This window comes from Sphingomonas fucosidasi (assembly GCF_036663855.1).
Classification (GTDB): Bacteria; Pseudomonadota; Alphaproteobacteria; order Sphingomonadales; family Sphingomonadaceae; genus Sphingomonas; species Sphingomonas faeni_B.
Genome location: NZ_JAXOJR010000002.1, coordinates 449372 through 476365, shown reverse-complemented (window position 1 = coordinate 476365; position 26994 = coordinate 449372). Strand labels below are relative to the sequence as shown.

At 66.6% G+C, this 26994-nt stretch carries 27 protein-coding genes; 11 read left to right on the top strand and 16 right to left on the bottom strand.

Annotation, left to right across the window (positions count from 1 at the left end; translation table 11 throughout):
* Positions 1-9 precede the first annotated feature (9 nt).
* The 5 genes from infB to rimP form a co-directional block, all read right to left on the bottom strand.
* Positions 10-2859 (bottom strand): translation initiation factor IF-2, encoded by a 2850-nt coding sequence (gene infB, locus U1737_RS05735; RefSeq protein ID WP_332795940.1) that lies wholly within the window; start codon positions 2857-2859, stop codon positions 10-12.
* Positions 2856-3596 carry a DUF448 domain-containing protein gene (locus tag U1737_RS05730; protein ID WP_332795939.1) on the bottom strand — a complete coding sequence of 247 codons (741 nt, stop codon included), beginning with the start codon at positions 3594-3596 and terminating at the stop codon, positions 2856-2858. The genes infB and U1737_RS05730 overlap by 4 nt, the downstream gene beginning before the upstream one ends.
* Before the next feature lie 136 nt (positions 3597-3732).
* Positions 3733-3972, bottom strand: coding sequence for a tautomerase family protein (locus U1737_RS05725; protein ID WP_332795938.1), 240 nt, complete (start codon positions 3970-3972; stop codon positions 3733-3735).
* Complete coding sequence (gene nusA / locus U1737_RS05720) at positions 3972-5747, bottom strand: transcription termination factor NusA (protein ID WP_248522359.1); 1776 nt, start codon at positions 5745-5747, stop codon at positions 3972-3974. The genes U1737_RS05725 and nusA overlap by 1 nt, the downstream gene beginning before the upstream one ends.
* Complete coding sequence (gene rimP / locus U1737_RS05715) at positions 5747-6337, bottom strand: ribosome maturation protein RimP (RefSeq protein WP_332795937.1); 591 nt, start codon at positions 6335-6337, stop codon at positions 5747-5749. Before rimP ends, nusA begins: the two co-directional genes overlap by 1 nt.
* A gap of 178 nt (positions 6338-6515) precedes the next feature.
* Between rimP and U1737_RS05710 the strand changes: the two genes are divergently transcribed.
* Complete coding sequence (locus U1737_RS05710) at positions 6516-7661, top strand: PQQ-dependent sugar dehydrogenase (RefSeq protein WP_332795936.1); 1146 nt, start codon at positions 6516-6518, stop codon at positions 7659-7661.
* Between the two features lie 121 nt (positions 7662-7782).
* Here the strand turns inward: U1737_RS05710 and U1737_RS05705 are convergent, their stop codons facing one another.
* Both U1737_RS05705 and U1737_RS05700 read right to left on the bottom strand, forming a co-directional pair.
* A complete protein-coding gene (locus tag U1737_RS05705; protein WP_332795935.1) occupies positions 7783-8178 on the bottom strand; it encodes a PaaI family thioesterase in 396 nt (131 codons plus the stop codon).
* Complete coding sequence (locus tag U1737_RS05700; RefSeq protein WP_332795934.1) at positions 8175-8630, bottom strand: PaaI family thioesterase; 456 nt, start codon at positions 8628-8630, stop codon at positions 8175-8177. The genes U1737_RS05705 and U1737_RS05700 overlap by 4 nt, the downstream gene beginning before the upstream one ends.
* A 95-nt stretch (positions 8631-8725) precedes the next feature.
* On the opposite strand from U1737_RS05700, the gene U1737_RS05695 reads away from it, so the two are divergent.
* Positions 8726-9508 carry a crotonase/enoyl-CoA hydratase family protein gene (locus U1737_RS05695; protein ID WP_332795933.1) on the top strand — a complete coding sequence of 261 codons (783 nt, stop codon included), beginning with the start codon at positions 8726-8728 and terminating at the stop codon, positions 9506-9508.
* 326 nt (positions 9509-9834) lie between these two features.
* Here U1737_RS05695 and U1737_RS05690 read toward each other — a convergent pair whose 3' ends face one another.
* The 8 genes from U1737_RS05690 to U1737_RS05655 all read right to left on the bottom strand — a co-directional run bounded on the left by U1737_RS05690 (position 9835) and on the right by U1737_RS05655 (position 15446).
* A complete protein-coding gene (locus U1737_RS05690; protein WP_248522349.1) occupies positions 9835-10188 on the bottom strand; it encodes a hypothetical protein in 354 nt (117 codons plus the stop codon).
* Positions 10188-10604, bottom strand: coding sequence for a hypothetical protein (locus tag U1737_RS05685; protein WP_248522347.1), 417 nt, complete (start codon positions 10602-10604; stop codon positions 10188-10190). The genes U1737_RS05690 and U1737_RS05685 overlap by 1 nt, the downstream gene beginning before the upstream one ends.
* Positions 10605-10644: 40 nt before the next feature.
* On the bottom strand, positions 10645-11370 hold the full coding sequence (gene gloB / locus U1737_RS05680) for a hydroxyacylglutathione hydrolase (RefSeq protein WP_248522345.1): 726 nt from the start codon (positions 11368-11370) through the stop codon (positions 10645-10647).
* Between the two features lie 7 nt (positions 11371-11377).
* Entirely contained in the window at positions 11378-11794 is a 417-nt protein-coding gene (locus U1737_RS05675) for a VOC family protein (protein ID WP_248522343.1), read from the bottom strand.
* A 145-nt stretch (positions 11795-11939) separates the two neighbouring features.
* Positions 11940-12749 carry a tetratricopeptide repeat protein gene (locus U1737_RS05670; RefSeq protein ID WP_248522341.1) on the bottom strand — a complete coding sequence of 270 codons (810 nt, stop codon included), beginning with the start codon at positions 12747-12749 and terminating at the stop codon, positions 11940-11942.
* The gene (locus tag U1737_RS05665) at positions 12746-13510 is read right to left on the bottom strand and encodes an alpha/beta fold hydrolase (protein WP_248522339.1); all 765 of its coding nucleotides are present in this window, start codon (positions 13508-13510) and stop codon (positions 12746-12748) included. Before U1737_RS05665 ends, U1737_RS05670 begins: the two co-directional genes overlap by 4 nt.
* A gap of 245 nt (positions 13511-13755) precedes the next feature.
* The gene (locus U1737_RS05660; protein WP_248522338.1) at positions 13756-14010 is read right to left on the bottom strand and encodes a DUF6356 family protein; all 255 of its coding nucleotides are present in this window, start codon (positions 14008-14010) and stop codon (positions 13756-13758) included.
* A 26-nt stretch (positions 14011-14036) separates the two neighbouring features.
* A complete protein-coding gene (locus U1737_RS05655; protein ID WP_332795932.1) occupies positions 14037-15446 on the bottom strand; it encodes a glutamate ligase domain-containing protein in 1410 nt (469 codons plus the stop codon).
* A gap of 52 nt (positions 15447-15498) precedes the next feature.
* Here U1737_RS05655 and U1737_RS05650 point away from each other — a divergent pair, with 52 nt between their 5' ends.
* Entirely contained in the window at positions 15499-16314 is an 816-nt protein-coding gene (locus U1737_RS05650) for an LD-carboxypeptidase (protein ID WP_248522335.1), read from the top strand.
* 261 nt (positions 16315-16575) lie between these two features.
* On the opposite strand, the gene U1737_RS05645 is transcribed toward U1737_RS05650, so the two are convergent.
* The gene (locus U1737_RS05645) at positions 16576-17178 is read right to left on the bottom strand and encodes a hypothetical protein (RefSeq protein ID WP_332795931.1); all 603 of its coding nucleotides are present in this window, start codon (positions 17176-17178) and stop codon (positions 16576-16578) included.
* Positions 17179-17281: 103 nt separating this feature from the next.
* Between U1737_RS05645 and thrS the strand changes: the two genes are divergently transcribed.
* The 8 genes from thrS to U1737_RS05605 all read left to right on the top strand — a co-directional run bounded on the left by thrS (position 17282) and on the right by U1737_RS05605 (position 26956).
* Positions 17282-19288 (top strand): threonine--tRNA ligase, encoded by a 2007-nt coding sequence (gene thrS / locus U1737_RS05640; RefSeq protein ID WP_332795930.1) that lies wholly within the window; start codon positions 17282-17284, stop codon positions 19286-19288.
* A 123-nt stretch (positions 19289-19411) separates the two neighbouring features.
* Positions 19412-19915, top strand: coding sequence for a translation initiation factor IF-3 (gene infC, locus U1737_RS05635; RefSeq protein WP_248522329.1), 504 nt, complete (start codon positions 19412-19414; stop codon positions 19913-19915).
* 137 nt (positions 19916-20052) lie between these two features.
* Positions 20053-21978, top strand: a complete 1926-nt coding sequence (gene uvrC / locus U1737_RS05630) for an excinuclease ABC subunit UvrC (RefSeq protein ID WP_332795929.1) — start codon at positions 20053-20055, stop codon at positions 21976-21978.
* Positions 21979-22062: 84 nt separating this feature from the next.
* Complete coding sequence (locus U1737_RS05625) at positions 22063-23040, top strand: polysaccharide deacetylase family protein (RefSeq protein WP_332795928.1); 978 nt, start codon at positions 22063-22065, stop codon at positions 23038-23040.
* The gene (locus U1737_RS05620) at positions 23040-23954 is read left to right on the top strand and encodes a GNAT family N-acetyltransferase (RefSeq protein ID WP_332795927.1); all 915 of its coding nucleotides are present in this window, start codon (positions 23040-23042) and stop codon (positions 23952-23954) included. The genes U1737_RS05625 and U1737_RS05620 overlap by 1 nt, the downstream gene beginning before the upstream one ends.
* Before the next feature lie 77 nt (positions 23955-24031).
* Complete coding sequence (gene recO, locus U1737_RS05615; RefSeq protein WP_332795926.1) at positions 24032-24763, top strand: DNA repair protein RecO; 732 nt, start codon at positions 24032-24034, stop codon at positions 24761-24763.
* A 41-nt stretch (positions 24764-24804) separates the two neighbouring features.
* Positions 24805-25851 carry a 3-isopropylmalate dehydrogenase gene (gene leuB, locus U1737_RS05610; RefSeq protein WP_248522319.1) on the top strand — a complete coding sequence of 349 codons (1047 nt, stop codon included), beginning with the start codon at positions 24805-24807 and terminating at the stop codon, positions 25849-25851.
* A 7-nt stretch (positions 25852-25858) separates the two neighbouring features.
* Positions 25859-26956: a glycosyltransferase family 2 protein gene (locus U1737_RS05605; RefSeq protein ID WP_332796044.1), complete on the top strand. Its 1098-nt coding sequence runs from the start codon at positions 25859-25861 to the stop codon at positions 26954-26956.
* Positions 26957-26994: the final 38 nt, after the last annotated feature.

Genomic DNA, 26994 nt, shown 5'->3' with positions numbered 1-26994 from the left:
GTTGTCAGATCAAAGCGTGCGTTCGCGCATCTCGACTTCGAACGTCTCGAGGACGTCACCGGCCTTGATGTCGACGAAGTTCGACGTGAACGTCACGCCGCACTCCAGCCCCGCACGGACCTCGGCGACATCATCCTTGAAACGACGCAGCGACGCGATTTCGCCCTGGTAGATGATGACGTCGTTGCGCGTGATGCGTGCCTTGAGCGCCTTGCGGATATTGCCCTCGGTGACGAGCAGACCCGCCGCCTTGCCGTGCTTGCCCGCCGAGAAGACCTCGCGGATATCGGCACGACCGACGACCGTCTCGAACGCTTCCGGCCCAAGCTCGCCAGCCATCCCCGCCCGGATCTCGTCGATCAGGTCGTAGATGACGTCGTAGTACTTGAACGCGACCTTCTGACGTTCGGCGATCTCGCGCGCCTTGGCGTTCGGGCGGACGTTGAAGCCGATGATCGGTGCACCCGAAGCGGCCGCCAACGTGACGTCCGACTCGGTAATGCCACCGACGCCCGAACTCAGCACGCGCGCCTTGATCAGATCGGTGGAGATCTTGTTGATCGCCCCGACGATCGCCTCGACGGTACCCTGCGTATCCGCCTTCACGACCAGCGGATATTCGATCGCCTGCTTTTCCTTCAGCGCCGAGAACATGCTCTCGAGGCTGGCCGGAACCGACGCGGTCCGCTTGTCGGTCTTCACGCTGCGACGATATTCCGCGACTTCGCGAGCGCGTGCCTCGTTCTCGACGACCTGGAACGGATCGCCCGCCGATGGAACGCCCGACAGACCAAGGACCTCGACCGGCATCGCCGGACCCGCTTCCTTGATCTGCTTGCCCTTGTCGTCGACCAGCGCACGGACCTTGCCGCTCTCGCCACCGACCACGAAGATGTCGCCGACCCGCAGCGTACCGCGGTTGACGAGGATCGTCGCGACCGGGCCACGACCCTTGTCGAGCTTGGCCTCGATCACCGTACCCTCGGCCGCGCGATCCGGATTGGCGCGCAGTTCGAGCAGTTCGGCCTGGAGCTGGATCTTCTCGATCAGCGCATCGAGACCGATCTTCTTGGTCGCGGAGACTTCGACGTCCTGGACGTCGCCGCCCATGTCCTCGACCACGATCTCCTCGCTCAGCAGGCGCTCGCGCACCTTCTGGGCATTGGCGCCTTCCTTGTCGATCTTGTTGATCGCGACGATCATCGGCACGCCCGCCGCCTTGGTGTGGGCGATCGCCTCCACCGTCTGCGGCATCAGGCCGTCGTCCGCCGCCACCACCAGGATGACGATGTCGGTGACGTCCGCGCCGCGCGCACGCATCTGCGTGAACGCTTCATGGCCCGGGGTGTCGAGGAAGGTGATCTTCGACTTGTCCTTCAGCGTGACCTGGTAGGCGCCGATATGCTGGGTGATGCCACCCGCTTCGCCGCGCACCACGTCGGTGCCGCGCAGGGCATCGAGCAGCGACGTCTTGCCGTGATCGACGTGACCCATGATCGTGACGACCGGGGCACGCGGCTTCAGCGTCTCCTCGGCATCGTCGATCGTGTCGTTGGCCAGATCCTGGTCGACATCGCTGACGCGCGTCAGGTTGTGGCCGAACTCGGTGACGAGCAACTCGGCGGTATCCTGGTCGATCGTCTGCGTCATCGTGACGGGCATGCCCATCTTGAACAGCGCCTTGACCAGGTCTGCACCCTTCTCGGCCATGCGGTTGGCGAGTTCCTGCACCGTAATCGCCTCGGGGACGACGACGTCGCGGATCTGCTTGGCCTGCGCCTCGCGCGGACCACCGCTACCACGACGCTCCTTCTCGCGCGCACGCTTCAGCGCGGCGAGCGAGCGAGCCCGTGCACCATCACCATCGCCGAGCGCGCGGTTGACGGTAAGCTTGCCCGAGGTGCGACGATCGTCGCCCTTGCGGTCACGCTGCTGCGGACGCGCCGGGACGGCGTCGCGGCGGACGCCACCAGCGGGTGCATTCGCACCGGTCGCGCCGGGACGCGCGGCGGTCGTGCCGGCGTTGCCGGTCGTTGCCGGCGCTGCGGCAGCGGGAGCTGCGACAGGCTTTGGCGGCGGCGGAGGACGCTCTGGACGTGCGACCGGCGAGAACCGGCGCGGTGCCGGGAAGGCCGGATCGCGGGTCAGTTCGATGATGGGCGGCGGTGCCGGCGGTGCGACAGGAGCCGGCGCAGGCTTGGGAGCCGGCGCAGCCACTACCGGAGCGGGCTTCGGTGCAGGTGCAGGTGCCGCAGCAACCGGAACCGGGGCAGGAGCCGCAGCAACGGGCGCTTCGACCGGAGCCGGCGCAGGCGCTGGCGTCGGTGCCGCGACCGGAGCGGGAGCCGCTTCGACCACAGGAGCGAGTGCGGGTGCGGGCGCAACCTCGACCGGCTTCGGCGCCTTGGCTTCCGCCTCGGCGCGCGCGCGCTCGGCGACGCGGTTACGCTCGTCCTCGATCGCCTTGGCCCGTTCGGCCTCCTGGCGACGACGCCCTTCTTCCAGCGTATTCATGCGCTGCTCTTCGGCCTCGCGGAGCAGCTTGGCCTGGCGCTCCTGCGGCGACAGATTGCTCTGCTGCTGACGCACGGGGGCGGGCGCAGGCTGCGGGGCGCGCGCCTGCGGTGCCGGAGCGGCGGGCGCCGCTGCCGGGGCGGGCGCGGCAACCGGGGCGTCCGCGACCTGCACGTCGGGCTCGCCCGGACGGCGCAGGACGCGCGCGCGCTTGGTTTCCACGATCACCGTATTCGATCGGCCGTGGCTGAAGCTCTGCTTCACCTGGCCGGTCTCGACCGTGCGCTTCACACCCAAAGGTGCGCGCATGCCAAGTTTCGGCTTCTCGTTGTCCGTGTCGCTCACTCAAATTCCTCAGTCATGTCCACGGCCGGGCGTTGTCCGGTCGATCCGGACGCCCCTATATTTTGTGACGCCGATGCGCCCTGCGAGGCCGTTTCGCAAGACACGGAAGAAGGTTCGGAGCCGATAAAATGCAGCCAACGGTCGAGCGCTTCGCTCACCCGCTTTGCTGCAGCGCGGTCTGTCAGGCCAATGTGTACCACATTTTCCCGTCCCAGCGCCAACGCCAATATGGTGCGCGACACAGGGAGTGCCAACCCCCGCAAACCCGACCCCTCGACATCGTTGCCGATGCGCCAGGCCTGGTCGAGCTTGCGGTTGCCATCCTCGGATGCATCGGACGCGTGGTACAACGTCTTCAGCTTGCCCTGACGCGCATTCTGCTCGATCCGGTCGGAACCGATCAGCACCGTGCCGGACCGCGATTCGAGCCCGAGCCGGTCGAGCGCGTTACGCTCCAGCGCGGATTCGATCTTGGCCGGAAGCTCGGGATCGATGGTGAACTCGCCCGTCTTGAACGCGCGGGAAAGAGCGCCCTTGAGCTTGCCCTTCTTGATCGCGGCTTCGAGTTCGATTCGAGTCACGCCGATCCACGCGCCGCGGCCGGGAGCCTTGGCGCGCACGTCGGGAAGGATCTGCCCATCGGGCGACAACGCGAGTCGCACCAGGTGTGGCCGCACGTCGCGCTCCCCCGAGAGGATGCATTTGCGTACGGGCGCATCATCATCCCCCTCCCGCATGCGGGAGGGGCTAGGGTTGGGCTCGCGCTTTCCCCCATTGCTGCCCTTAGCTTGACCGGAAGCCGGGCGCCCACCCCTCGGTCCCCTCCCGCTTGCGGGAGGGGAGGAAGGTAGGGTGTCGGTAGCGCCTAGCGCCTCATCGGGAGGGTTCCGCATGTGCGTCCTCCTGCGCCGGAGTTGCTTTAGGGGCATCGCGGTCGACCAGCAATTGACCCCCCGCGCCGTAATTCTCGGTCGAGACTTCTTCGATCACGATCTGCACCGCAGCCGGGTTCTTTCCCAGCCTCTGCACGAGCGACTGGGTGACGTCGGCGACGATGCCGGACTTCTGGTCCTTGGTGGCGGACCCCGAGATGCGGATGCTGACGAACGGCATCAGGCCTTGTCGCCCTCGCTCTTCGTGTCGGTCTTGTCCGCAGCGTCTTCAGCGACGGCGTCGTCCGCCGAAGCGTCCTCAGCCACGGCTTCGTCGGCCGTCGTCTCTTCAGTCGCAGCGTCCTCGACCACGGCGTCGTCAGCCGAAGCCTCTTCCACCGGAGTTTCGTCCGCCTCGACGTCATCAGCCGAAGCCTCGGGAGCCTCGTCCTCGAACCAGTGCGCGCGGGCGGCCATGATGATCTCGTTGCCCTGCTCGTCGCTCAGACCATATTCCGCGAGAATCCCGCCCTTAGGCTCAGGACGCTTCGGCGCGTCCTCATTCCGACGACGCGGCTCGACGCGCTTCTTCTCGACCAGCTCGTCGGTCGCGAGATCGGCGAGGTCGTCGAGCGTCTTGATGCCCGCCTTGCCGAGCGTCACCAGCATCGCCTCGTTCAGATACGGCATACCAGCCAGCGCGTCCTCGACGCCGAGCGCGGTGCGCTCCTCGCGGCTGGCTGCGTCACGACGCTCCAAAGCCTCGGTCGCGCGGTTCTGCAACTCGCCCGCCAGATCCTCGTCGAAGCCCTCGATGCCGGCGATCTCCTCGACTTCGACATAGGCGACCTCCTCGAGGTTCGTGAACCCTTCGGCGACCAGCAGCTGCGCGAGCGTCTCGTCGACGTCGAGCTCCTTTTCGAACATCGCCGAGCGCTCGACGAAGTCCTTCTGGCGCTTCTCTGACGCATCGGCCTCGGTGAGGATGTCGATCGCCTTGCCGGTCAGCTGCGACGCAAGCCGCACGTTCTGGCCACGACGACCAATCGCGAGGCTGAGCTGGTCATCGGGAACGACCACCTCGATGCGCTCTTCTTCCTCGTCGATCACGACGCGGCTGACCGAAGCCGGCTGCAACGCGTTGACGACGAAGGTCGCGATGTCGGGCGACCACGGGATGATGTCGATCTTCTCGCCCTGCATTTCCTGCACGACGGCCTGGACACGTGAGCCCTTCATGCCGACGCACGCGCCGACCGGATCGATGCTCGAATCATGCGAGATGACGCCGATCTTCGCGCGCGAACCCGGATCGCGGGCTGCAGCCTTGATCTCGATGATGCCGTCGTAGATCTCGGGCACTTCCTGCGCGAACAGCTTCTTCATGAAGTCGGGATGCGCGCGGCTGAGGAAGATCTGCGGCCCACGGTTCTCGCGGCGGACGTTCAGGATCAGCGAGCGGATGCGGTCGTTGACGCGCACCACTTCGCGCGGGATCTGCGCGTCGCGGCGAATGACGCCCTCGGCGCGACCCAGGTCGACGACGACGTGACCGAACTCGACGCGCTTGACGACGCCGGTGATGATCTCGCCCGCGCGGTCCTTATACTCTTCGAACTGGCGCTCGCGCTCGGCGTCGCGGACCTTCTGGAAGATGACCTGCTTGGCAGCCTGTGCGGCGATGCGGCCGAACTCGATCGGAGGCAGCGGATCGACGATGAAGTCGCCCAGCGCCGCGTCTTTCTGCAGCTTCTGCGCGCCCTTGACGTCGACCTGCTTGAAATAATCGTCGACCGCCTCGACCACTTCGACGACGCGCCACAAGCGCAGATCGCCGGTGTTCGGATCGAGCTTCGCGCGGATGTCGTTCTCGGCGCCGTAGCGCGAGCGGGCGGCGCGCTGGATCGCGTCCTCCATCGCCTCGATCACGATCGCCTTGTCGATCATCTTCTCCGACGCGACCGAATTCGCGATCGCGATCAGTTCCGCGCGGTTTGCGGTGACTGCCGTGGCCATCAATGCTGTCCTTCTTCGGTCTCGGTGCCCTGAGCATCAGGCTCGGCCACGTCTTGATAGAAAACTTCGTCCGCGCCTTCGGTGGAAAGCGGCGCGGTCGCGGCGATGAGTCGGTCGGTCATGACGAGCTTGGCGTCGGCGACCTGCGAAAAGTCGATCGTCATGATCTTGTGCTTGTTGACGTCGACGGTGATCTTGGTCCCCTCGACGCCCATCAGGTTGCCTGAGATCTGCTTGCGGTCCTCGAACGGCTCGACGAGGCGGATACGCGCCTCCTGGCCTTCCCAGTCGGCGAAGTCCTGGAGCCGGGTCAGCGGACGATCGATACCGGGGCTCGACACTTCGAGACGGTACGCGTCCTCGCCGACCGGGTCCTTGCCTTCGGCTTCGAGCGCGTCGAACTTGTCCGAGATCCGGCGCGACAGCTCGGCGCAATCGTCGATCAGCAGCTGGCGGGTGTCGGGGCGCTCGGCCATCACCTGCAACGTCGGATCGGACTTGCCGCCCTGCATGCGCACGCGCACCAGGCTGAGACCGAGCGCGGTCGCCTCGGGTTCGATCAGGTCGGTCAGCAGGGCGATATTCGCCATCGAAATTCCAAACAGGGCCAAAGCACAGGTGATTGCCGCCGCGGAGCAAGCCCCGCAGCCTCTTCATCTGGCGATGTAGAGAAGTGGTGCCTCTATACGCGGGGTGGTGTCGCTCCGCAAGCGCGCGCAACCTTCATTGGTAACGCCGCGTTGGCGAAGAGATTTCCGGGAGAGAATCATGATTCGTAAAACGCTGTTCGCCACCAGCCTGCTGTCCGCCACGCTACTCGCCTCGACCGCCTGTTCCGCACAGGCGGCACCGGGGGGTAAGCCGTTCAAGGAGACGGTGGTCGCCGATTTCACCGCGCCTTGGGCGATGACGGTCCTGCCCGACGGTCGCGTGCTCGTGACCGAAAAGGATGGGCGGCTGCTGATTCTCATGGTCGCGTCCGAGACGCGGAAGAACAGCGTGACAGCCACGATGCCGGTGGAAGGAACACCCAAGATCGATTCGGCGGGGCAAGGGGCGCTGATGGACGTCGTCCTGGCGCCCAACTTCGCCAGCAGCCAACTCGTCTACTTTTCGGGTTCGATTTCCGGTGAGGGGGGCAAGGGCGTCGCGCTTTGGCGCGGCAAGCTGGTCGAGGACGGCCGTGGCCCCCGGCTCGAGGGCGTAGAGGAATTGTTCCGCGCCCGCCCGTTCGTCGAGGGTAACGGTCATTACTCCGGCCGCATCGCCTTCTCGCCGGACGGCCAATATCTGTTCTTCACCAATGGCGATCGCCAGAAATTCACGCCGGCGCAGGACCCGAAGGTCACGCTCGGCAAGGTGCTGCGCCTCACGCTCGACGGCAAACCCGCACCCGGCAATCCGCTCGCTGCAAAGGGCTTCGCACCCGAGATCTGGAGCTACGGCCACCGCAACCTGCTCGGCATCGCGTTCGACGCGCAAGGCAATCTCTGGGAGCAGGAGATGGGGCCGAAGGGCGGCGACGAGGTCAATTTGATCAAGCCCGGCCTCAACTATGGCTGGCCCAATGCCTCGAACGGCAGCAATTACGACGGCTCCGACATCCCCGACCACAAGCCCGGTGACGGCTACGAACCGCCCAAGGTGTTCTGGAACCCGGTGATCTCGCCCGGCGGCCTGATGATCTATTCGGGCAGCATGTTCCCGCAGTGGAAGGGCGACGCGTTCATCGGCGGGTTGTCGTCGAAGTCGCTGGTCCGCGTCGACCTGAACGGCACGAACGCCGCGAAGGGCGACCAATGGGACATGGACGCCCGCATCCGCGAAGTCGAACAGGGCCCCGACGGCGCGATCTGGGTGCTGGAAGACGGCGGCGACTCGCAAGGCCGCCTGATCAAACTCACCGCGAAGTAAGCGGAATTCCCCTCCCGCTTGCGGGAGGGGTCAGGGGAGGGCGCGACGTACGTACTGGCGTCCGGTCTGTGAGGCACACCTCTCCCCCGACCCCTCCCGCTAAGCGGAAGGGGAGCAGAAGTCAGTCGCGCACGATCAGGTAATTCATCCGCGCGGCGGCGATCGGCTTCTCCCGCTCGTCCTGCCACGCGGTCGCCTCGACATTCGCCACCCGGTTCCCCAACCGAGTCACGACGCCTGCCGCCCGCGTAGGTTTGTCGCGGCCGCCGCGCATGAAGTCGACCGTCACGTTCACCGGCTTGATCCGCGCGTCGGCACCACCTTCCGCCTCCAACGCATGCTGCAAAGCCGCGATCGCCGCCATCTCCAGCAACCCCGAGATCGCACCCCCATGCAAAAACCCAGGCCGCCCCAGCACATCATCCGCAAACGGCATCACCAACACGGGCGGAGCGCCGTCCTCGGCTTCGACCGACACGCGGAGAATCTCCGCATAGGGCGGTAGGCCGATCGTCATGCCTCGATCCTCCTGTTGAGACCCATGCCGGCGACGTCGCCGACAACCATGAACGTCCCCGCGACATGCGCGAGCGGATCGCTCGGATCGCCATCGTGCGCCTGCCCGCACACGAACGCGATCGAGCGCGTGATCCGGTAGCACTCGCCGCGGCCGATCACCGTCTTCCCCGGCGTCGCCGGCCGCAGATAATCGACCCGCAGGTCGAGCGTCGCATGCGGCACGAACGCGTTGCGCTTGATCCAGATCGCCAGACTCGTCGCCATGTCCATCATCGTGATGATCGGCCCCGACGCGATCACGCCGCCTGCCGGATCGCCGATCAGCCGCTCGTCATAGGGCAGCGCAAGCTCCGCCCAGTCGTCGCCATGCGCGTGATAGCGCATCCCCAGCGCGGCGCCGTGCCCGCCGAACCCGCGCGTCGCAAACCATTGTGGATCAAAACCAGCCATGCGCCGAGCCTCTACACGCCGTGTGAGCGCGCGCAACATTGCGGGCGCGCGCGGGGCCGGTTAGCGTTCCCGCAAAGATCGAGAGGATCGCCACAATGAACGACCGGGTCACAATAAGCGTCGCCGACGGCATCGCCGACGTCCGCCTCAACCGCGCCGACAAGATGAACGCGATCGACCCCGCAATGTTCGAGGGCATCGCCGCCGCGATCGATCGCCTCAAAGGGATGGCCGAAGTCCGCTGCGTCGTCCTCTCCGGCGAAGGCAAGGCATTCTGCGCCGGCCTCGACATGGCCTCGATGGCGAGCGGCGGCTCGGGGGTCGCGCTCGGCGACCGGACCGAGGAGGGCGCGAACCTTCCCCAGCAGGTCGCCTGGGGCTGGCGCACGCTGCCGATGCCGGTGATTGCCGCAGTCCACGGCGTCGCGTTCGGCGGCGGCTTTCAGATCATGTCGGGCGCCGACATCCGCATCGCGCATCCGGGCGCGCGCTTCGCCATCCGCGAGAGCTATTGGGGCCTGGTCCCCGACATGGCTGGCATCGCCCTCTGGCGAACGCTCGCCCGCGACGACGTGCTGCGTGAACTGACCTACACCGCGCGCGAGTTCGACGGCGCGGAGGCGTTGCGACACGGCTTCGTCACGCGGCTGTCCGAAGACCCGCTCGGCGAAGCGATGATGCTCGCCCGCGAGATCGCAGCGAGGAACCCCCACGCGATCCAGGGCTCCAAGCGCCTCTACAACCTCGCGGCGGATGCGGACGCGGCGACGGTCCTGCTTGCCGAGACCGAAGAGCAGTTGAAGGTCATCCGCACCCCCAACCAGGTCGAGCAGGTGCGGGCCAACATGGAAAAGCGCGCAGCAGTGTTCGCCGACTGATCGCGTGGACCTGCCGTTGTCCGGGGTGACCCACCCGTATTCCGTCATCCTGACGAAAGTCAGGACCCAGAGTACCGCGCGCAGCCCTTTGTAATCCGGGATCCTGACTTTCGTCAGGATGACAGGGGGAGGGGACTTGTGATCGAAAGGCGCTACCCACTTGCAACCACCCCGGCGAAGGCCGGGGCCCAATTGGCAAGGCCGATGTAACGGAGCGCCGTTCTCAGTCAGCACCGTCTCCCAATTGGGTCCCGGCCTCCGCGGGGGTGGTGCGACACGGATACCCGCGTGATGCGAGGCAAGGGCAGCGCGGACGAGAAGCCCCGCTACTTCACCTTGTCATACGGCGTAAAATCTCGAAACCGGCAATATCCCGACGGGATCGACATGCCGGGCGACACCGTCCGAAAACGATCGTTGCGACACAATTGCCCGCCATACACATCGACGATCAGCGTATCGAGCGGCCGCAGCGACGGGCATTCGCCGACCGGTCCGGTCTTCCAAATCCGTTTGCCAGACTGCCGGTACAGGATCGTCTGCGAATCGATGATTTCAGGCCCACTGTTGCGCTGGATATCGATGCACTGCACCGGTTTGCCCGCGACCCGTCCGCCGAGCGGATCAGACTTTCCAGCCGCCAGAGCAAATGCCAGCGATGCAACGATCATCGCGCGCATCACGGCTTCCGATACGGCACGAACTCACCGAAACTGCAGCTCCCCGTCGGAAACCGCGAAGACTGATCGAACGTCTGCGCGATGTCGCCGCGGCAAAGCTGACCGCTCGGCGTCCGCGTCACGAGGATGTCGCCCCGCCCGATCCCCTCGCACCCGCCGACGGTATCGCTGCGATAAACCAGCCCCTTATTGACGCGGTACAGGATCGTCGCGCCGTAACCCGAACTCTGCTTTTGCGGGAACTGGCTGATGCACGTCTCGGGCTTGCCCGGCACCAGCCCGGCGAGTTCCTTCGCGAGCTTCTCCTGCACACCCGCCTCACGCACCTGCGCGCGTTCGACATCCGCTTGGGTCTGCGTACACGCGCCAAGAAGTAAAGCCGGCAGCATCAAGAGTGGCAGGGTCCGCATCCGCATCGCAACGCTCCTCAAAATCCCCGCCATCCTCATACGCCTTTTACCCGCGAAAATCATCCTTCGCCGCACGATACGCGGCAAGCTGCTCGACAGATGTTGCCCGCAGGAACGGGTTGGTCGCGCGCTCGCGCCCGATCGTCGTCGGCACGGTAGGTTCGCCCTTCGCGCGCGCCGCATCGACCTCGGCCATCCGCGTCACGATGTCGGCATTGTCCGGCTCGGCGACCAGCGCGTACCGCCCGTTGCTCTGCGTATATTCATGCCCGCAGAACACCTCGGTCTCGTCGGGCAGCACCGCATAGCGCTGCATGTTCGCGAACATATCCGCCGGCGTCCCCTCGAACAGCCGCCCACAGCCCATCGCGAACAGCGTGTCCCCAGTGAAGATCGCCGCATCGTCGGCGAAGTGGAACGCGATGTGTCCCTGCGTATGCCCCGGCACCGTCATCACGGTCGCCTCGTGCCCGCCGATCCGCACGACATCGCCTTCGCCGACCTGATCGTCGAGCGTCGGGATCTTGTCCGCCTCCGCCGCCGGGCCGACGATCGTCGCGCCATAGGCCTTCATCTCGGCGTTCCCGCCGGTGTGATCGGGATGCCAATGCGTCGTCCATACCCGGTCGATCCGCCAGTCGCGCTTCTTGGCGGCGGCAATCACCGGCCCCGCTTCGCCCGGATCGATCACCACCGTCTCGCCCGAGACGGTGTCGTGGATCAGCCAGGCATAATTATCGGACAGCACCGGTACGCGGACGATATCGAGCATCAGCGCGTCACCACTTGCCGGTATTCGGCATCGACGCCCACGGCTCGGCCGGATCGAGCGCGCCATCCGCCTGCAATAGCTCGATCGAGATGTTGTCGGGCGTCCGCACGAACGCCATGTGCCCGTCGCGCGGCGGCCGGTTGATCGTCACGCCCGAGTCCATCAGCCGCTGGCAGGTGTCGTAGATATTGTCGACGCGGTAGGCGAGATGGCCGAAATTGCGCCCCTCGCCATAGTCTTCGGGATCCCAATTGTGCGTCAGCTCGACCTCCGCACTCTCGTCGCCGGGCGCCGACAGGAAGATCAGCGTGAACCGACCCTTCTCGTTCTCCATCCGCCGGACCTCCCTCAGCCCCAGCAGTTCGAAGAACGCGATCGTCTTCGCCGGGTCGGTCACGCGGATCATCGTGTGGAGGTATTTCATGCTTGCTCCGAGGGTTGTTCGGAACGGCAAATAGGAACGGGGGCAGGGGCGTGAAAGGGTAGGGCTCCTAGGGAAGCTTGTTTCCCCGCGAAGGCGGGGATCCAGTCTGGGCTTCCGCCTTCGCCGGAGAACAAGGAAGCGGACGCTAGCGTCCGATCGGCGTGCTGGGCCGAGGAGCGCTGCTTCCCGTATCGAACTGCTTCAACGCGGTCACCGCACTCCGCCCCACCGGCGTATCCGGCGCCAGCCGCGCCGCCTGACCCCAGGCAGCCCGTGCGCCATCCTCGTCGCCTGCCAGCGCAGCGATATTGCCCGCCTCCAGCTGCACCGAGGCATCGTCCGCCGCGCGCCGCAACGCCTCGCCAATATCCTTCTTGGCCCGCACCGGGTTCCCCTCGCGCCGCGCCAAGGTCGCGGACAATAGCCACGCCAGCGGATCGTCCGCAGCATTGGTCAGCGCCAGATCGATATCGGTCCGCGCAGACTCCAGATCGCCCGTCGCGACCAGCGCCCGCGCATGATCGAGCTGTGCCTCACCCAGCGGCAACCCGGTGAGCGTCCCCGCGGTCAGTGCCGAATCGAGCGCAGCGCGTGCCTTGGCCGGGTCCGCTGCCGCCAGCCAGGCATTCCCCGCCTGCGCCCAATAGGTCGCCGCACCCGCATTCCTGGCGAGCTGCGCCGCGCGCGCGGCCTCCTCGAATTCGCCAGCCGCCGCCGGCCACGCCTTCTCCGCCGCGTAAGCGAGCCCGGCACATTCGCGCGCCGCGAAGCGCCCGCCCGCGATCCGCCACCGCGCCGCCTCGGCCCGGGCGCCCGCCGGATCGGTCTGGACGAGCGCGATACAGCGCTGCAACCGGTCGGTGCGGATATCGAGCGGCCCGGCCTCCGCGGGCGCTCGGAGCGCAGTTTGGCCGGAAGCCTGGGCAGCGGCGAGGGCAAGCAAAATCGAGATCATAAGGCGGCGATCACATCCTCGACCGCCCGGATGATGAGGGAAATGTCGCTATCGCGCGACAGGCGGTGGTCGCCGTCCTTGACCAGCCATGTCTGCACATCGGCTGAACGCAACAGCTCGGCGAGTCGCGCGGTCCGCTGCCACGGCACGTCCGGATCGCGCTGGCCCTGGACGAGCCGCACCGGGCCGTCGAACGCGATCTCGCCGAACATCAGCCGGTTCGCCTCGCCCGACGACCAGAATGCGCTAGTGTAGACGGTAGGCTCGGGACCGTAAGGGTTCTTGCGCTCAATCCGCCCGTTGCTCAGCAACGCCATCTTCTCGTCGGTGGTGAAGCCCCAGTCGGTAAAGTCGGGCGCCGGCGCGATCCCGACCAGCCCCTTGACCAGATCGGGGCGCATCTTCGCCGCCAGCAGCATCAGCCACCCGCCCAGCGACGATCCCACAAGGATCGCAGCCTCGTCGACCAGCGCATCGATCATCGCCAGCACGTCGTCGCGCCAGTCGACCAGCGTCTGGTCCTCGAACGCCCCCTCGCTCTGTCCGCACCCGCCATAATCGAACCGCAGGAACGCCCGTCCCTCGGACTTCGCCCACGCCTCCAGCGTCACCGCCTTGGTACCCGTCATGTCCGATGCGTACCCCGACAGGAACACGATCGTCGGGCCGGTACCCGGAGTATGGTGATAGGCGAGGCGAGGGCGCTCCTTGGCGGGAGGCGTGGTAGCGGCGGGCGCAGCGGCGGGAGCGATGTCGGTCATCCCGTGGCTTTAGACTGTCTTCGACGGGCTGGTGAAGATGTCTTCGATCGCCAGCCCGAACAGTTCGGCGATCGACGCTTTACAGGCCCTCTCGATCCCCCCCCGCCAGGGGGAGGTGGCACCGAAGGTGACGGAGGGGGAGGATACGGAACGCCGGTGATCCCGTACCGCCTCCTCCGTCTGGCAAGCGCCAACTGCCTCCCCCTGGCGGGGGGAGGATCGATGGGACGACCGCGCGCCGCGTGTCAGATGATGAATTCGACCGTCTTCATCTGCGTCTGATCCACTGCGACCGCGCCGCGCTTTTCGACCATCTGGCGGTGCAGGTCTGCGACCGTATCGCTCCCCCGCGTCTTGCACAGTGCTGGGATGAAGGCGTGGACCAGCGCGCCGAGGCCGCCCTTGATCATCGTCAGCCCGAAGCGGCCGGCAACGCCGAAATGCTCGGCATAGCTCTCGCCGACGGTGGCGGGATGGTCGAGGAACAGGCGGCGAAACATCGGCGGTCTCCTTGGCGCCAAGCGTATCACCGCGCGGCCAAGGCGTCGACCATGCCGCTGGCGAGCACGCTCAGCGTGTCGTCTCGCGCACCCATCACGACGATGCGGTCGCCCGGTCTCGCCTCAGCCACCAGCGCGGCGGCCGCCTCCGCCCGGTCGGCGACATGGCGCGCATCACGACCGCGCTCGACGATCTGCGCGACGATGTCCGCACTCGTAACCTCCCGCGTGACCGTGCCGCCGTAATAGGCCGGGTCGGGGAGAACGAGCACATCGTCCTCCGCCATTCGCTCGACGAACGTCGCGACCAGCTCGCGCCCCATCACCTTCAACGGGCCATAGCCGTGCGGCTGGAAGAACAGCAGCAGCCGCCCGGGGAACGCGTGGAGCGTGTCGAGCGTCGCGGCGATCTTGTCCGGGTTGTGCCCGAAATCGTCGATCACCGCTACGCCGCCAGCCTCTCCAACGAGGTCGAAGCGGCGGCGCAGACCCGTGAACCCCGCAATCGCCTTCACCGCATCGGCCAGCGACACATCCGCCGCCATCGCCGCCCCGATCGCGGCCAGCGCGTTCGAGACGTTATGCCGCCCCGGCACCGCGAGCTTCACCGGCGTCCGCACGCCGCGCGACACGAGATCGAAGCGGATCGCGAACGGCCCGGGCTTGAGGTTCTCGGCGCGCAGGTCGGCCGACGCGTCGATCGCGAACGTGGTAACCTGACCGCGCGGCAGGCGTGCAGCGAGCGCGGCGGCATCGGGATCGTTCGCGTTCACCACCGCCGTCTCGGCCTTGGCGATGAAGTCCCCGAACAGCAGGCGCAGTTCCTCCAACGACTTGTGATCGAGGCTGACATTGTTGAGCACCGCGATCTTCGGCGCATAGCCCGCGATCGAGCCGTCGCTCTCGTCGACTTCGCTGACGAACGCCTCGCCCTCGCCAATCAGCGCGCTCGCGAACGGCGCGTCGGGGGTGGCGAAGTTCTTCATCACCGCGCCGTTCATCACCGTCGGATCGCGCCCGACCGCGTGCAGGATCCAGCCGATCATGCCCGTGACGGTCGACTTGCCGCTGGTCCCCGCCACCCCGATCGGCAACCGGCTGTCGTTGAACAGCGACGCGAGCATCGCCGCACGGGTCGAGCGTGTGCAGCCAAGCGCATCCGCCGCGATCATGTCCGGCACGCTCGCCTCGATCGCAGCGGAGGCGATGACGAGCTGGTTCGCCGAGACGATCCCGCTGCCGTCCTGTGGGAACAGCGCGACGCCCTTGGCGGCAAGGTCGTCGAACTTGGCAGGCACCCGGCCCTGGTCGAGGTTGCGGTCCGATCCGGCGACGCTCGCGCCGCGCCCCGCGAGGATCATCGCGAGCGGCATCATGCCCGAGCCGCCGATGCCGACGAAGAAGCAGGGCCCGAATGAAGATTTGCTGATATCCATGACGCCGCGATATGGGCGGTTTGGTAACGGGGCAAGGTCGGGAACACGAACAATGCGCATCGGTGTGCTCGCCGCGTCGAGCCGGACCAATCCCGCGGCGATCGCCAAGATCACCGCCTATGCGGCGACCGCGTTCCCGGAGGTCGAGCTCGTCTTCCATCCGCAATGCCTGGAGACCGACGGCCATTTCGCGGGCTCCGACTTTCGCCGCGCGGCGGCGTTCCTCGAATACGCCAACGATCCGGCGTTCGACGCGCTCTGGTTCCTGCGTGGCGGCTACGGCGCCAACCGCATCCTCGCGATGGTCATGCCCGAACTCGGCCGCGCGGCGCGCCACAAGACGTATCTCGGCTATTCCGACGTCGGCTTCCTCCTCGGCGCACTCTACGCCCGCAGGATCGGCCGACCGGTGCACGGCCCAATGGTCAGCGACATCAACCGCCACGACGGCGAGGCGACGGTCGCGCGGTCGCTCGGCTGGATGGTGCGCGGCGATCGGGCAGGTCTGGAACCCGGGCTCGACGGACGCCCCTCGGCGGCGTTCAACCTCAGCATCCTGACCTCGCTGATCGGTACGCCGTGGCTGCCCGACCTGACCGATCACGTCTTGATCGTCGAAGAGGTGTCGGAGCCGATGTACGCGATCGACCGGATGCTCTTCAAAGTCGCCAACGCCACGCAGTTGAAGGGGATTGCGGGACTGCGCCTCGGCGCGGTGACCGCGGTGCAGGAGAACGACCCGCCCTGGGGCGAGACTCTCGATTATATGATGGTCCGCTGGAGCCGCGACATGAGCGTGCCGTATCTGGGGCGGGCGGAGGTCGGCCACACGCAGGCGAATCGGGTGGTCCCATTCGGCGTGGCTTGAGGCGGTCCGGGTAACGGGGGCTGCGAGGAAGTCCCGTCCGTGCTTAGGTCACCGAACCAAGTTTCGACCATAGACCTCAGCCCCGACCGTCATCCCCCCGACCGTCAGCCCCCCCCGACCGTCAGCCCCCCCGACCGTCACCCCAGCGAAAGCTGGGGTATCCCCGTTGGCGGACGTCGCGGCTTGAACCGGGAGATCCCAGCTTTCGCTGGGATGACGGTTTGTGTTGGTGCCAGAGGATAGGACGTGAATTCGTGCGTTTTACCTCGCCGTCGGATCGATCACCGTCATCCCGCCGAACCGCACCTTGGGCTGCCCCGCCATCGTATAGCTCTCCGCCGCCTGCTCCACCGCCCAGGCCCGCAAATTCGCCACCACTTCCACCCGCTGCAACCGATCCCGCTCACGCATGAACACGATCAGGTCGTCGCGCCGGTTGCAGTCGCCCGCGTCCGCCGTCGCGCACGGCGAATACAGGATCGCCAGCGCCACGATCCTGCCCTCAGGATCGAGCACCGCTGCACCCTTCTCGCCGCAGCTCTGCGCGCGGCACGCGGTGAAGCGGTACAGTTCGCCGATCCGCTTCGGCTCATCCGGCGGGCCGCCGAGCACATCGAATTGCTGCCTCGCGACATCGCCATCCTTGTAGAGATAGCTCGCCTTGCGTTTGCCGATGAAGCGCCGGACAGCGATCCTGAACGCGGGCGCCCATATAAGCTGGTTCGTGTTGCGACACGCCGCGAGCCGGGAGGGCGTGCACCGGGGCGCCGGCTCGTGGGCGGGCGCAGCGGCGGCGGACAGCATCAGCAGAATACCCAACATCACCGTCTCCCAACCGTCGCCGCCATGCTGCGCGCGCGCCATGTCCGTCTAGAGTAGCCCTCTTCGCGGATCGCCTTATATACACCCAAATAGACAGTGGGCGCCCAGCGCGCTCGCACGCACCAATCCCGAGAGAAAGTCTCCCATGTCCGCAATGTTCCGAATCACGCTGCCCGACGGTTCCGTCCGCGAGGTTGCGCCCGGGACTACCCCCGCGGATGTCGCCGCGGCGATCGGCCCCGGCCTCGCCAAGGCCGCGCTCGCCGCACGGATCGACGGCCAGGTGCGTGATCTCAACCGGCCGTTCGAGGGCGATACCGCGCTCGCGCTGGTGACCGCGCGCGACGAGGCCGATGCGCTCGAACTCGTCCGTCACGATCTCGCGCACGTCATGGCGGAGGCGGTGCAGCACCTGTTCCCCGGCACGCAGATCACCTTCGGCCCGGCGACCGACGACGGCTTCTATTACGACTTCGCCCCCCCCAAGATTGATGGGAAAGACCGCCCGTTCACCGACGAGGACCTGCCCGCGATCGAAGCCGCGATGCGCGCGATCATCGCCCGGAACGAGCCGTTCGTGCGCGAGGTCTGGTCGCGCCAGCAGCTGATCGACCGTTGGACGCAGCAGGGCGAGAGCTTCAAGGCCGAATGGGCCGCCGAACTGCCCGAGGGCGAGGAACTGACGATCTACCGCCAGGGCGAGTGGCTCGACATGTGCCGCGGCCCACACATGGCCTCGACCGGCAAGCTCGACCCCGCCGCCTTCAAGCTCACGCGCGTGTCGGGTGCCTATTGGCGCGGCGACCAGAGGAACGCGATGCTGTCACGCATCTACGGCACCGGATGGCTCAACAAGAAGCAGCTCGACCAGCATCTCTTCCGCCTCGAGGAAGCCGCCAAGCGCGATCATCGGAAGATCGGCGCGGAGATGGACCTGTTCCATCTCCAGTCCGAGGCACAAGGGTCGGTGTTCTGGCATCCCAAGGGCTTCGTGCTCTGGCGCCAGATGGAGGCGTATATGCGCCGTCGTCTCGATGCCGCGGATTATGCCGAGGTCAAGACCCCGCAGCTGATGGACGCCAAGCAGTGGGAGCAGTCCGGCCACTGGGGCAAGTACCGCGAGAACATGTTCGTCGTGCCGGACGAGATTCCCAATGCGGAGGACGAGGGCGCGATCCTGTCGGGCGAGGGCGACCTGATGGCGTTGAAACCCATGAACTGCCCGGCGCACGTGCTGATCTTCAAGCAGGGGATCAAGTCGTACCGCGACCTGCCGATCCGGATGGCCGAGTTCGGCTGCTGCCACCGCAACGAGCCGCACGGGGCGCTGCACGGCATCATGCGCGTCCGCCAGTTCACGCAGGACGACGCGCATATCTTCGTCCGCGAAGACCAGCTGGTCGAGGAAGTGCGCAAGTTCTGCGAGCTGCTCGACAGCGTCTACAGGGACCTCGGTTTCGAGGATTACGCGGTGAAGCTCGCGCTGCGCCCCGACAAGCGGTTCGGCGACGACGCGATGTGGGACAAGGCCGAGGCGGAACTGCGCGAGGCGGTGATGCAGTCGGGCCTGAGCGACACGATCAAGGCGAACTTCGAGGAACTGCCGGGCGAGGGCGCATTCTATGCGCCGAAGCTCGAATTCCACCTGACCGACGCGATCGGGCGGACGTGGCAGGTCGGCACGATCCAGTCGGATCGCGTGCTGCCCGAGCGACTCGACGCATCGTATGTGGGCGCGGACGGCGAGCGGCACCGCCCGGTCATGCTCCACCGCGCGATCCTGGGGACGTTCGAGCGCTTCATCGGCATCTTGATCGAGCACCACGCCGGCCGCTTCCCGCTCTGGCTCGCGCCGGTGCAGGTGGTTGTCGCGACGATCGTGTCGGACGCCGACGACTATGCGCACCAGGTCGCTGCGGACCTGCGCAAGGCCGGGCTCCGCGTCGAAACCGATCTCCGCAACGAGAAGATCAACTACAAGGTGCGCGAGCATTCGCTGGCGAAGGTGCCGCTGCTGTTCGTGGTCGGCAAGCGCGAGGCGGACGAGGGTACCGTCGCGATCCGCCGTCTCGGCAGCCAGGGCCAGGAGATGATGGTGCTCGGCGATGCGACCGCCCGGGTTGCGATCGAGGCGCGCGCACCCGATATGTAAGTCAAGGGCCGGCTGTTCTAGCGCGTGTTTCTGCGCTATAGGCCGGCCCAAATATTGTCAGAAACTTCAGGAGCAACCCCCATACGTCCTCCCACGATACGCCGGCCGATGCAGACGCCCGCGATGAACGGCCCGCGATTCAACGAATTCATCCAGAGCCAGAAGGTCCGCGTGATCGATCACGAGGGCGAGAATCTGGGCGTGATGTTCACGCGCGAAGCGATCGAGCAGGCCGCCGAGCATGGCCTGGACCTGGTCGAGGTATCGCCGAACGCTGATCCGCCCGTCGCCAAGTTCCTCGATGTCGGCAAGTTCAAGTACGAGGCGCAGAAGAAGGCGAACCTCGCACGCAAGTCGCAGAAGACGCAGGAGATCAAGGAGATCAAGATGCGTCCTAACATCGACGACCACGACTATGACACGAAGATGAAGAAGGTGAACGACTTCATCGGCGAGGGCGACAAGGTCAAGATCACGCTGCGTTTCCGCGGTCGCGAGCTCAGCCATGGCCAGCTCGGCATGAACCTGTTGAAGCGCGTCCAGGACGATGTCGCGGAGATCGCCAAGATCGAGGCGTACCCGCGCATGGAAGGCCGCCAGATGCTGATGGTGCTCGCACCGAAGTAAGCTGCACCGCCATCCATCAGGGTGCGCAGGCTATGAGGCCGGTTCGACAGGGGTCGGACCGGCCTTTTTCGTGTCTGCGTCGCTCCCGTGCGTCCGGGCGGTAGCGGAACCGCCACCCAGCCCCTAGATTCCGGTCAATGTCCGCTCCCAATTCCCCCGACCGTTTCAACGAAGACAAATCCACCTTCGCCGTCCGCGGCGGCGGGGAGGCGCCCGATCTCGCGGCGGGCGTGGCGGCGATCCGCAACGTGCTCGACACGCTGCCGATCCGCCCCGGCGTCTATCGCATGCAGGATGCGCGCGGCGACGTGCTGTACGTCGGCAAGGCGCGCGCACTCCGGAACCGCGTCGCCAACTATGTTCAGGTCGAGCGCCTCACCAAGCGCCTCCAGCGGATGGTGTCGCAGACCCGGTCGATGACGATCGTCACGACCAACAACGAAGCCGAAGCGCTGCTGCTCGAATCTCAGCTCATCAAGCGCTATCGCCCCGCGTACAACGTGCTGCTGCGCGACGATAAGAGCTTCCCGTTCATCCTCTTGCGCGACGACCATGCCTTCCCGCGCGTCCAGAAACACCGCGGCGCGCGTCGGGCGAAGGGCAATTACTACGGGCCGTTCGCCAGCGCCGGGTCGGTCAACAACACGCTCAACGCGCTCCAGAAGCTGTTCCTCCTGCGCAGTTGCACCGACAGCTTCTTCAAGACCCGCGATCGGCCGTGCCTGCTGTACCAGATCAAGCGCTGCTCCGCGCCGTGCGTCGGCCGCATCGACGAGGCCGCGTACCGGGAACTGACCGAGGATGCGAAGGCGTTCCTCGGCGGCAAGTCGACCGGCGTTCAGGCCAAGCTCGGTGCGCAGATGCAGGCCGCGGCTGAGAATATGGACTTCGAACTCGCGGCGCTGCTCCGCGACCGTCTCCGTGCGCTGACCTTCATCCAGGGCACGCAGGCGATCAACGCGGAAGGCGTCGGCGACGCGGATATCTTCGCGATGGCGTGCAAGGACGGCCTCATCGGCATCCAGGCGTTCTTCATCCGCGGCGGCCAGAACTGGGGCCATCGCAGCTTCTTCCCACAGCACACCAACGACGTTCCCGAGGACGAGGTGCTGACCAGCTTCCTCGGCCAGTTCTACGAGGACGTGCCGCCGCCCAAGCAGATCCTGCTCGATCGCGAATTGCCGGAGGGCGCGCTGCTGGTCGAGGCGTTGGGCGAACGCGCCGGCTACAAGGTCGCGATCCAGGTCCCGCAGCGCGGCGATCGCCGTCGCCTGATGGACCAGGCCACACGCAACGCGGTCGAGGCGATCGAGCGCCGTCAGGCCGAATCGACGACACAGGCGAAGCTCCTGCGCGAGGTTGCCGACCTGTTCGATCTTGCCGAGCCGCCGCAGCGCATCGAGATCTACGACAACAGCCACATCCAGGGCACCGCGGCGACCGGCGCAATGGTCGTCGCCGGGCCTGAGGGCTTCCGCAAAGGCCAGTATCGAAAGTTCAACATCAAGAACAAGGATACCGCGCCGGGCGACGATTTCGCGATGATGCGCGAGGTCTTCACCCGCCGCTTCTCGCGCGCGCAGGCCGAAGACCCTGATCGCGATTCGGGCGACTGGCCGGATCTGGTGCTGATCGACGGCGGCAAGGGACAGCTCAATACGGTGAAGGCCGCGCTCGAGGAGATCGGCGTCGAGGACGTGTGCCTGGTCGGGATTGCCAAGGGCCCCGAGCACGGCCGCGATGGCCGGGAGGTGTTCCACATGCTCGACGGCCGCGAGTTCCAGTTGCCGGTAAATGCTCCGGTCCTGTTCTATCTCCAGCGCCTCCGCGACGAGGTCCACCGCTTCGCGATCGGCGTCCACCGCGACAAGCGCAGCAAGGCGATCGGCGCGAGCCCGCTCGACGAGGTCCCCGGCATCGGTCCGGCGCGAAAAAAGGCGCTGCTGATGCACTTCGGCACCGGCCGCGCGGTGCGCAATGCGAGCCTGCAGGATCTGCAACAGGCGCCCGGTGTGTCGGCGGGCGTCGCGCAACAGGTGTATGATTTCTACCATTCGCGCTGATCGGTGGCCGTCGGCGACGCTCGCGGCCAGCGATCGTAAGGAAACGAAACCTGATCTTCATTATCCTCGAATAGAGAGGGCGCAGTGACCACGCCCGTCTTCCTGACTATTGATACGGAGTTCGCGTGGCGGCATCACGTCGCCGGGCTCGACTGCGACGCGATTTACGCGCGGTCGCTTGAGCCGGCCGGCGTTGGGCTTGCCTATCAACTGGGCGAACTCGCGCGGCACGATCTGAAAGCGTGTTTCTTTGTCGATCCGATGCCCGGCATCACCTTCGGCCTGGCCCCCATTCGTCGCATGATCGAGACGATCCTAGACGCGGGGCAGGAGGTCCAGCTTCACCTTCACCCCAACTGGACGACCGCGAAAGCCGGCGACCGCGGCGCAGCGCACGACCGGTTCGCGTTGTTCGACTATAGCCTCGCCGAGCAGACCGATCTGCTCATGCGCGCCACCGAACTGCTGGTCGAGGCAGGAGCACCGCACCCGATCGCCTTCCGTGCGGGCAGCTATGCGGCCAACGACGACACGTTGACCGCGCTTGCGGCACTCGGGTTCAGTTACGACAGCAGCCATAACGGCTCGGAAGCCCCGGGAACGAGCCGTATCTCGCTGCCGGCGCAGCAGATCTCGCCTGTCCGCCGTGCGCAGGACAAGGGCGTGATCGAAGTGCCCGTTACCGTGATCGAGGATCGGCGCGACAAGATTCGCACCTTCCAGCTCTGCGCGCTGTCGGCTGGCGAGACCTATGACGCGCTGGAGCATGCCGCGGTGTCGGGGCATGCGGTGGTGACGATCGTCAGCCACGGCTTCGAACTGGCGAACCGGAGCGGCACGCGGCCCAACGCGGTCCATGTGCGGCGCTTCACGGCGTTGTGCGGAATGTTGTCGGAGATGCGCGAAGTGTTGCCGACGCATCATTTCGCGGATCGCCCGCCGCTCGCGCTCGACCGCGCGGATACGCCGCTCGCGCCCGATCAGTTGCGGACCCGCTGGCGGCAGGCCGAACAGCTCTGGTCGAACTGGGTCGAGGAACGGCCGCGATCGCGCGGGCTGTAATGGCGGACGATGCGGTTCGACGCCTGCCGCTGAAGTTCCAGATCGGCGCCCGGACCCTCGCGACCATCCCCCGGTACCTGATGCGCGTGTCGTTTTCGCTCGACGCCGTGCTCGCGCCGACAGCACCGATCCTGCCGCCGCTGCCCGACGACGCCGATGGCTATCTGGTGACGTCGTTGCCCGAACCGATGCTTGGCGGTCTCGATCGCCACGGCCTGCTCGCGTTCGTTCGGCAGCGCTATGTGCGATATCATATCGATCTTGCGGCGGGGGAGGCGGCGTGGCTCGCGGGATTGTCCGGCAGCGCAAGGTCGGGGATCAAGCGCAAGGCGAAGAAGCTCGCCGCAGCGAATGGCGGCGTGCTCGATATCCGGCGCTATCACGATGCAGCGGCGTTCGGCGACTTCCACCCGCTCGCCCGCGCGGTGTCGGTGACAACGTATCAGGAGAAGCTGCTCGGATCGGGACTGCCCGACGATACGGCTTCGGTGCGCCATCTCGTATCGCTCGCGGCGCAGGACAGGGTGCGTGCCTGGCTGGCGTTCATTGCAGGCGTGCCGGTCGCCTATCTGTGCTGCACCGCCGACGGCGACTCGCTGTGTTACACCTATGTCGGGCATGATCCGACGCATAACGACCTGTCGCCGGGCGCGGTTTTGCAGGTCGAGGCGATGCGCGCGCTGTTCGCGGAGAAGCGGTTCGCACGGTTCGACTTCACCGAGGGGGAAGGGCAGCACAAGCGGCAATTCTCGACCGGGGGGACGGCGTGCGTCGATGTGCTGCTGTTGCGGCCAACGCTGGCGAACCGCGTGATGGTGATGGCGTTGCGCGGGTTCGACCGTGCGATCGCGACGGCCAAACGCGCCGCAACGCATCCGGCCTTGGCCACGCTCGCAAAGAAGATCCGCCGCTGATCGTCTCCCCATCCTGAGGGAGAGAGGGGTGGAGACCTTTTTACCCTCTCCCATGCGGAGCGGGGTATAGGACCTGCATGCACCTCCGCGCAGCCGCCATCGTCGTCGCCGTCCGCCAGCATGGTGAGCACGGCGCGATCGTGCGGGCGCTGACCCGCAACGACGGTGTCCAGCCCGGTTATGTCCGCGGCGGACGGTCGCGCGCGATGCGGCCGGTGCTGCTCCAGGCGAACGTCATCCAGGGCGAATGGCGCGCGCGGACCGGCGAGCAACTCGCTTCGCTGACCGCCGAGCTGATCCATAGCCGCGCGCAGATGCACGGTGAGCCGCTGGCGGCGGGCGCACTCGAATGGGCCACCGCGCTGACCGCCGCCGCGCTGCCCGAAGCGCAGCCTTATCCGCACATCCACGATGCGCTGGAAGGGGTACTCGGCGCGATCGAGGCGGCGCCATCGGCGCGCGGATGGGCGGCGGCGCTGGTCCGGTACGAATTATTGGTGCTCGCCGAACTCGGCTTCGGCCTCGACCTCGACCGCTGTGTGGCGAGCGGGGCGGAGGACGATCTCGGCTTCGTCAGTCCCCGGAGCGGCGCGGCGGTCTCGCGCGGAGCAGCGTTCGGTTACGAGGCCAAGCTGCTGCGATTGCCGCCCTTCCTCCTCACCGGCGGGGAGGCTGCGTGGTCCGACATCTTCGACGGGCTGCGACTGACCGGACATTTTCTTGCCCGCGACATCCTCGTCGACCGTCGCGCCGACCCGTTGGCGGCGCGCGACCGGCTGGTCGATCGGCTCAAAAGGGCGGTTGCGTGAGCGCGCACCGCCCGGCAAGGGGCCGCGCAGGAGGAACGCACATGCCCTTGATCGCGATACTGGCCGGCGACGGCATCGGACCCGAAGTCACCGCGGAAGCGCGGCGGGTGCTCGATACGCTCGGCCTCGACCTCAGCTACGAAGAGGGCCTCGTCGGCGGCGCCGCGTACAAGGCCGCCGGTCATCCGCTGCCGCCCGAGACGCTCGACCTCGCCCGCCGCGCCGACGCCATCCTGTTCGGCGCGGTCGGCGATCCGGACTGCGATGCGCTCGAACGCCAGTTCCGCCCCGAGCAAGCCATTCTCGGCCTGCGCAAGGACCTCGGCCTGTTCGCCAATTTGCGTCCTGCCAAGCTGTTCGCGGGCCTCGAGGATGCCTCCGCACTCCGTCCCGAGATTGCCCGGTCGATCGATATGGTCATCGTCCGCGAGCTGACCGGCGACGTGTATTTCGGCGCGAAGGGCATCCGCACCACCGCCGATGGCCTGCGCGAGGGCCATGACGAGATGCGGTACGACGAGACCGAGATCGCGCGTATCGCCCGCGTCGGCTTCGAGACCGCACGCACCCGCAAGGGCAAGTTGCTGTCGGTCGACAAGGCCAACGTGCTCGAAACCTCGCAGCTCTGGCGCGACGTCGTGATCGAGGTGTCGGCCGACTATCCCGACGTCGAACTCAGCCACATGTACGTCGACAACGCGGCAATGCAGCTGGTGCGCAACCCTGGCCAGTTCGACGTGATCGTCACCGGCAATCTGTTCGGCGACATCCTCTCCGACGAGGCGTCGATGTGCGCGGGCTCGATCGGCATGCTGCCGTCCGCCGCGCTCAACGGCTCGAACAAGGGCATGTACGAGCCGATCCACGGCAGCGCGCCCGACATCGCCGGTCAGGGCAAGGCCAATCCGTGCGCCGCGATCCTGTCCGCGGCGATGATGCTGCGCCACTCGCTAGATCTGCCCGACGCCGCCGACCGGATCGAGGCGGCGGTCGCGGCCGCGATCCTGGGCGGCGCGCGGACGCCCGATCTCGGCGGTACGCTGTCGACCCGCGGCATGGGTGATGCCATTCTCGCCGAACTCGGCTGAGCTTGTGATCGCCGACCTTCTCGAACTTGCGATCGTCATCCCGACTTTCAACGAGAAGGCCAACGTCCCGACGTTGATCGCCAAGCTCGACCAGGCGCTGGCCGGGCGCAACTGGGAGGCGATCTTCGTCGACGACGACAGTCCCGACGGCACCGCCGATGCCGCGCGCGCGATCGCCCGGCTCGACAAGCGCGTGCGTGTGATCCAGCGGATCGGTCGGCGTGGGCTGTCGTCGGCGTGCATCGAGGGCATGTGCGCCACCGCCGCCCCGATCGTCGCGGTGATCGACGGCGATCTCCAGCACGACGAGACGTTGCTGCCGAAGATGCTCGATCTGCTCAAGGACGAAGAGGCCGACGTGGCGATCGGCTCGCGCTTCGTCAGCGGCGGCTGCACCGGGGAGTGGGACAGCGACCGCGTCGCCAAGTCGGCGCTCGCAACCAAGCTGTCGCGCCGCGTGCTGAAATGCGATCTCAACGATCCGATGAGCGGCTTCTTCATGATCCGCACCGACATCGTCCGCCGCCTCGCGCCATCGCTGTCGGCGATCGGCTTCAAGATCCTGCTCGACTTGCTGACCGCCTCGCCGACGCCGCTGCGCTTCGTCGAGGTCCCCTACACCTTCCGCTGCCGCACCGAGGGCGAGAGCAAGCTCGATCACGTCGTCGCGATGGAATATCTGATCGCGATCTACGACCGGATGTTCGGGCGTGTCGTGCCGGTGCGGTTCGCGATGTTCTCCGCGATCGGCGTGCTCGGCGTCGGCATCCACATGGCGGTGCTGACCGCTTTGTTCGTCGGGTTCGGTGCGAATTTCGTCGTTGGGGAGATCGTCGCGACGCTCGCCGCGCTCACGTTCAACTTCTTCCTCAACAACGCGCTGACCTATCGGGACCGGCGGCTCAAGGGCTGGCGGCAACTGGTCGACGGTTGGGTGTCGTTCGCGGTAATCTGCTCGGTCGGCGCGGTCGCCAACGTCGGCATCGCCGCGTTCCTGTACGAGATGCGCGACGGGGCGTGGGCCGCCTCGGCGCTGAGCGGCGTGCTGGTCGGCGCGGTGTGGAACTACGCGCTGTCGTCGAAATTCACCTGGGGGCGGTACTGACCGAACCCGCGATCCTCCCCCGCAAGGGGGAGGTGTCA